The organism is Nocardiopsis listeri (assembly GCF_020741345.1).
GTDB lineage: Bacteria > Actinomycetota > Actinomycetes > Streptosporangiales > Streptosporangiaceae > Nocardiopsis > Nocardiopsis listeri_A.
On the sequence record NZ_DYZD01000203.1, the window covers coordinates 1 to 4,851 of the forward strand.

Genomic DNA, 4,851 nt, shown 5'->3' on the forward strand with positions numbered 1-4,851 from the left:
GGGGTAAAGCCCGTTCTGCTTCTTTGGCTTTGCGTTTTTGCTGGGCCTTTGAAGCGACTCTTCGAGTTTACATGCTCCGAGCACCGCTCGAACCAGGCTGCCGTGAAGAGGTGGAGACCGGCCCGCCCGCGGAGATCCCGCGTTCGTTTCGCTCGGTCTTCACCAACTGTACCCCTGGGCGTGAGTGCTCGTGACAGGTTCGGGAAACCTCGTCGGTGTCATGGCTTACACGCCCCGGGTCGAGAGGCTCGACCCCTCACAGCTTCTCGATCGGCGCGTACTTGACGAGGAAGTCCTTCTCTCCGATGTCGGCACCGAAGTCGATACGGGCCTTGGTCTTGTCCCCCGCCCCGTCGACGAGTTGGACACGCCCCATCCCGAAGGAGTCGTGGTTGACGAGGTCGCCGACGCTGAGCGTGGGCGCTTCCTTCACGGTCTTCTTCCGGCCACCGCCGAAGGTGCTTCCGAAGCCGCTTCCCCCGCCGAAGCCGCCTCCACGACCGCCGCCGATGCTGCGGCTGGGCGGCGCGGCCAGGGTGGACTCGGCCCGCTTCCAGTCCACGAGCTCCGCGGGGATCTCGTCGAGGAAGCGGGACGCCGGGTTGTAGGAGGGCGTTCCCCAGGCGCTGCGCACCGCGGCCCGGCTGACGTACAACCGTTCCTGGGCGCGGGTGATGCCCACGTACGCCAGGCGGCGTTCCTCCTCCAGCTGGGTCTTGTCACCCAACGTTCGGGTGTGCGGGAAGACGCCGTCCTCCATGCCGGTGAGGAAGACCGCGGGGAACTCCAACCCCTTGGCGGCGTGCAGGGTCATCAGGGTGACGACACCGCCCTCGTCGTCCTCGTCCGGGATCTGGTCGGTGTCGGCGACCAGGGCGACGCGTTCGAGGAAGTCCACGAGGGTGGGTTCGCCCGGGTCGATGCCCTGGTTCTCCTGGCCTTCGAGCAGCGCCTCGTCCTCGATCAGCGCCGCGAAGGTGTTCTCGAACTCGCGGGCGACGTCGACGAACTCCTCCAGGTTCTCCACCCGGCTCTCGTCCTGGATGTCCTTGGACTCGGTGAGTTCGGACAGGTATCCGGTCTTGCCCAGCACCGTCTCGACGATCTCCGCGGGTGTGCTTCCGGGCACCCCTGCCGCGAGTTCGTCGAGTAGCGCGGTGAAGTTGCGGATGGCGTTGGCCGAACGGGTGGCGACGCCGGGGGCCTCTCCCACTCGGCGCAGCGCCTGGGAGAAGGTGATGCGCTCACGCGCCGCGAACAGCTCGATGGACTCCTCGGCACGGGCGCCGATGCCGCGCTTGGGCACGTTGAGGATGCGGCGCAGGCTGACGGTGTCCTCGGGATTGGCCAGTACCCGCAGGTAGGCGAGGATGTCCCGGATCTCCTTGCGCTCGTAGAAGCGCACCCCGCCGACGATCTTGTACGGCAGGCCGGTCCGGATGAACACGTCCTCGAATACACGGGACTGGGCGTTGGTCCGGTAGAACACCGCGACCTGGCTCGGCTTGACGATGCCCTCGTCGGTGAGCCTGTCGATCTCCCCGACCACGTACGCCGCCTCGTCGTGTTCGTTGTCGGCGACGTAGCCGGTGATCCGGGGCCCCTCGCCCTGTTCGGACCACAGGTTCTTGGCGGGCCTGCCCTCGTTGCGGTCGATGACCGTGTTGGCGGCCGACAGGATGTTCTGGGTGGAGCGGTAGTTCTGTTCCAGCAGGATGGTGCGCGCGTTCGGGAAGTCGCGTTCGAATTCGAGGATGTTGCGGATGGTCGCGCCGCGGAAGGCGTAGATGGACTGGTCGGCGTCGCCCACCACGCAGAGTTCGGCGGGCGGAACGACGGTCGTGTCGGAGTCCTCGGCCGCGCCCACGAGTTCGCGCACGAACACGTACTGGGCGTGGTTGGTGTCCTGGTACTCGTCGACCATGACGTGCCGGAAGCGACGCCGGTAGTACTCGGCGACGTCCGGATACATCTGGAACAGGTTGACGGTGACCATGATGAGGTCGTCGAAGTCCATGGCGCCGGCCTCGTGGAGGCGACGCTGGTACAGCCGGTAGGCCTCGGCGAGCTTCTTCTCCTGCTCGTTCTGGGCCTGTTCCGCGAAGGTGTCGTAGTCGATGAGCTCGTTCTTGAGGTTGGACACCTGGAAGCTGAAGGACTTGGGCGGGAACCGCTTGGGGTCCAGGTCCATCTCCTTGCAGACCAGCTGCATGAGCCTGGCCGCGTCCGACGCGTCGTAGATGGTGAAACTGCTCGGGTAGCCGAGCCGGTGTGCCTCCCGACGCAGGATGCGCACGCACGCCGAGTGGAAGGTCATCGTCCACATGGTGTTGGCCGCACGGGTACCGAGGAGCGCCTCGATGCGTTCCTTCATCTCGGCGGCGGCCTTGTTGGTGAAGGTGATCGCGAGGATCTCCCCGGGGCGCACCCCGCGTTCGGCCATGAGATGGGCGATGCGGTGGGTGAGGACACGGGTCTTGCCCGAGCCCGCGCCCGCGACGATCAGGAGCGGAGAGCCGGAGTGCGTCACGGCGTCGCGCTGGGGACCGTTCAGACCTTCGAGAAGCTGCTCTTGGGAGGACACGCTCTCCAGGTTACGACCGACCGGTGACGGTCGGGTCCACCCCCATCGAACTCGCCCTAGTCTGGTTTCCTACCGGGTGCGTACTTTTCCCACCCGGCCCATGTCTGTTTCGGGGGGAGATCGGTCTTGGCTGACCGGAAGACCACGCGTGTGTTCGTCGACTGCGACCCGGGGATCGACGACGCCGTCGCGCTCGCGTACCTGGCGGCGCGGCCTGAGGTGGAGATCCTCGGTGTCGGCGCCGTGTTCGGCAACAACACCGTGACGGTGACCGCGCGCAACGCGCTGCGGCTGTTGGCACTGTACGGCCGCCCCGACGTACCTGTGGCGGTGGGCGCCGGGCGTCCGCTGGTGCAGGAGCCGCGGTTGGCCGAACACGTCCACGGCGACAACGGGCTGGGGGACGTGGAGCTCCCCGAACCCGAGCGTGAGCCGGTGGCGGAGTCCGCCGCCGAGCTGCTGGTACGACTGGCCAGGGAGAACCCTGGTGAGCTGGACGTGCTGGCCGTGGGTCCGCTCACCAACCTGGCGATCGCGATCGGTCTGGAACCGAGGCTGCCCGAGCTGGTGCGCCGACTCGTGGTGATGGGCGGTGCCGTCGAGGTGCCGGGGAACGTGGGTTCGCACGCGGAGGCGAACATCGTGAACGACCCCGAGGCGGCCGAGGTGGTCTTCGCCGCCGGGTTCGACCTGGACCTGGTGGCGCTGGACATCACCATGAAGACGGTGGCGACCTCCGACTGGTTGGACAGGCTCAAGGAGGTGCCCGGGGAACGGGCGGAGCGCACCTCGGCGTTCCTGGACTTCTACGCCGACTTCTACAAGGGGATCTTCGGGGTGCGACAGTGCGCCATGCACGACCCCTTGGCGGCCGCCGTGCTGGCCGACCCGCACCTGGTCACCGAGGCGTTCGAGGCACCGATCCGGGTGGAGCTGACCGGTTCGCTGACCCGCGGCATGACCGTGGCCGACCGGCGTCCGCGGCCGGGCCGGGACGAGCGTCGCGTCACCCGCGTGATCACGTCGGTCTCCGGAGACGAGTTCCTGGACCGGATGCTGGACTCACTGCGCTGATCGGGTCTCGCCCGCCGCGGGTCGGTCAGACCAGGCGGCGGGCGGTCGCCCAACGGCTCAGTTCGTGCCGGTTGGACAACTGGAGCTTGCGCAGCACCGAGGACACGTGGGTCTCCACCGTCTTGACGGAGATGAAGAGCTCCTTGGCGACCTCCTTGTACGCGTAGCCGCGGGCGATGTGCCGCAGGACCTCGCGTTCGCGCTGGGTGAGGCGGTCCAGCTCGGGGTCGACCGGGGGCGCGTCGGTGGCGGAGAAGGCGTCCAGCACGAAACCGGCCAGGCGCGGTGAGAACACGGCGTCACCGTCGGCGACCCGGACGATGGCGTTGGCCAGGTCCTTGCCGGAGATGGTCTTGGTGACGTAGCCGCGCGCGCCGCCGCGCACCACACCGATGACGTCCTCGGCCGCGTCGGAGACCGACAGGGCGAGGAACCTGATCTGGGGGTGCTTGGCGAGGACGCGCCGGAGCACCTCCACTCCCCCGCCACCCGGCAGGTGCACGTCGAGGAGGACCAGGTCGGGCCGGACCTCTCCGATCACGTGCACGGCGCTGTCGACGTCACCGGCCTCTCCGATGACCTCGACCGCGTCGCCGAGCTCGCCGCGCACACCACTGCGGAACAGTCGGTGGTCGTCCACGATCACGACACGGGGGATCGCGTCTCCGTCGCTGAAGGTCGTGCTCTCTTCTCCCACAACCAGAACCTTACCCCGCCCGCAAGTCGCTCACAGGTCGAGGATGCGGGGCATCCGGAGTTGGACCTCGGTGCCCTCGCCCGGTTCGGTGCGGATGCGCGCGGAACCGCCGTGTCGTTCCATGCGGCCGAGGATGGATCCGCGCACGCCCATACGGTCCTCGGGGATGGCGTCGAGGTCGAAGCCGGCCCCGCGGTCGCGGACGAACACCAGGACCTCCTTCTCCTCGACCTCGCCGAAGACGGAGATGTCGTCGCTGCCGGCGTACTTGGAGGCGTTGACCATGGCTTCGCGGGCGGCGCGTAGTTGGGCGGTGAGTCCGTCGTCCATGGGGCAGTCGCCCACGCAGACCACCTCGATGGGAACGCCGTGTTCCTCCTCGACCTCGGCGGCGACGCGTTCGAGTGCGGGCGAGACGGTGGTCTCGGCGTCGGCGGGGCGCAGGTAGAGCCAGCTGCGCAGGGCGCGTTCCTGGACGCGGGCCAGTCGTTGGACC

At 68.0% G+C, this 4,851-nt stretch carries 4 protein-coding genes; 1 reads left to right on the forward strand and 3 read right to left on the reverse strand.

The genetic code is table 11. The features are described 5' to 3' along the window. Positions 1–256: 256 nt before the first annotated feature. Positions 257–2,584 carry a DNA helicase PcrA gene (gene pcrA / locus K8V84_RS11045; protein WP_304073877.1) on the reverse strand — a complete coding sequence of 776 codons (2,328 nt, stop codon included), beginning with the start codon at positions 2,582–2,584 and terminating at the stop codon, positions 257–259. A gap of 126 nt (positions 2,585–2,710) precedes the next feature. Between pcrA and K8V84_RS11050 the strand changes: the two genes are divergently transcribed. Next, a complete protein-coding gene (locus tag K8V84_RS11050; RefSeq protein ID WP_304073878.1) occupies positions 2,711–3,658 on the forward strand; it encodes a nucleoside hydrolase in 948 nt (315 codons plus the stop codon). Between the two features lie 25 nt (positions 3,659–3,683). On the opposite strand, the gene K8V84_RS11055 is transcribed toward K8V84_RS11050, so the two are convergent. Together K8V84_RS11055 and K8V84_RS11060 are read right to left on the reverse strand one after the other, a co-directional pair. Then, on the reverse strand, positions 3,684–4,355 hold the full coding sequence (locus tag K8V84_RS11055; protein WP_304073880.1) for a response regulator transcription factor: 672 nt from the start codon (positions 4,353–4,355) through the stop codon (positions 3,684–3,686). Between the two features lie 30 nt (positions 4,356–4,385). Continuing rightward, positions 4,386–4,851: sensor histidine kinase (locus K8V84_RS11060; RefSeq protein WP_369696622.1), on the reverse strand; the 466-nt coding region annotated here is incomplete at its 5' end.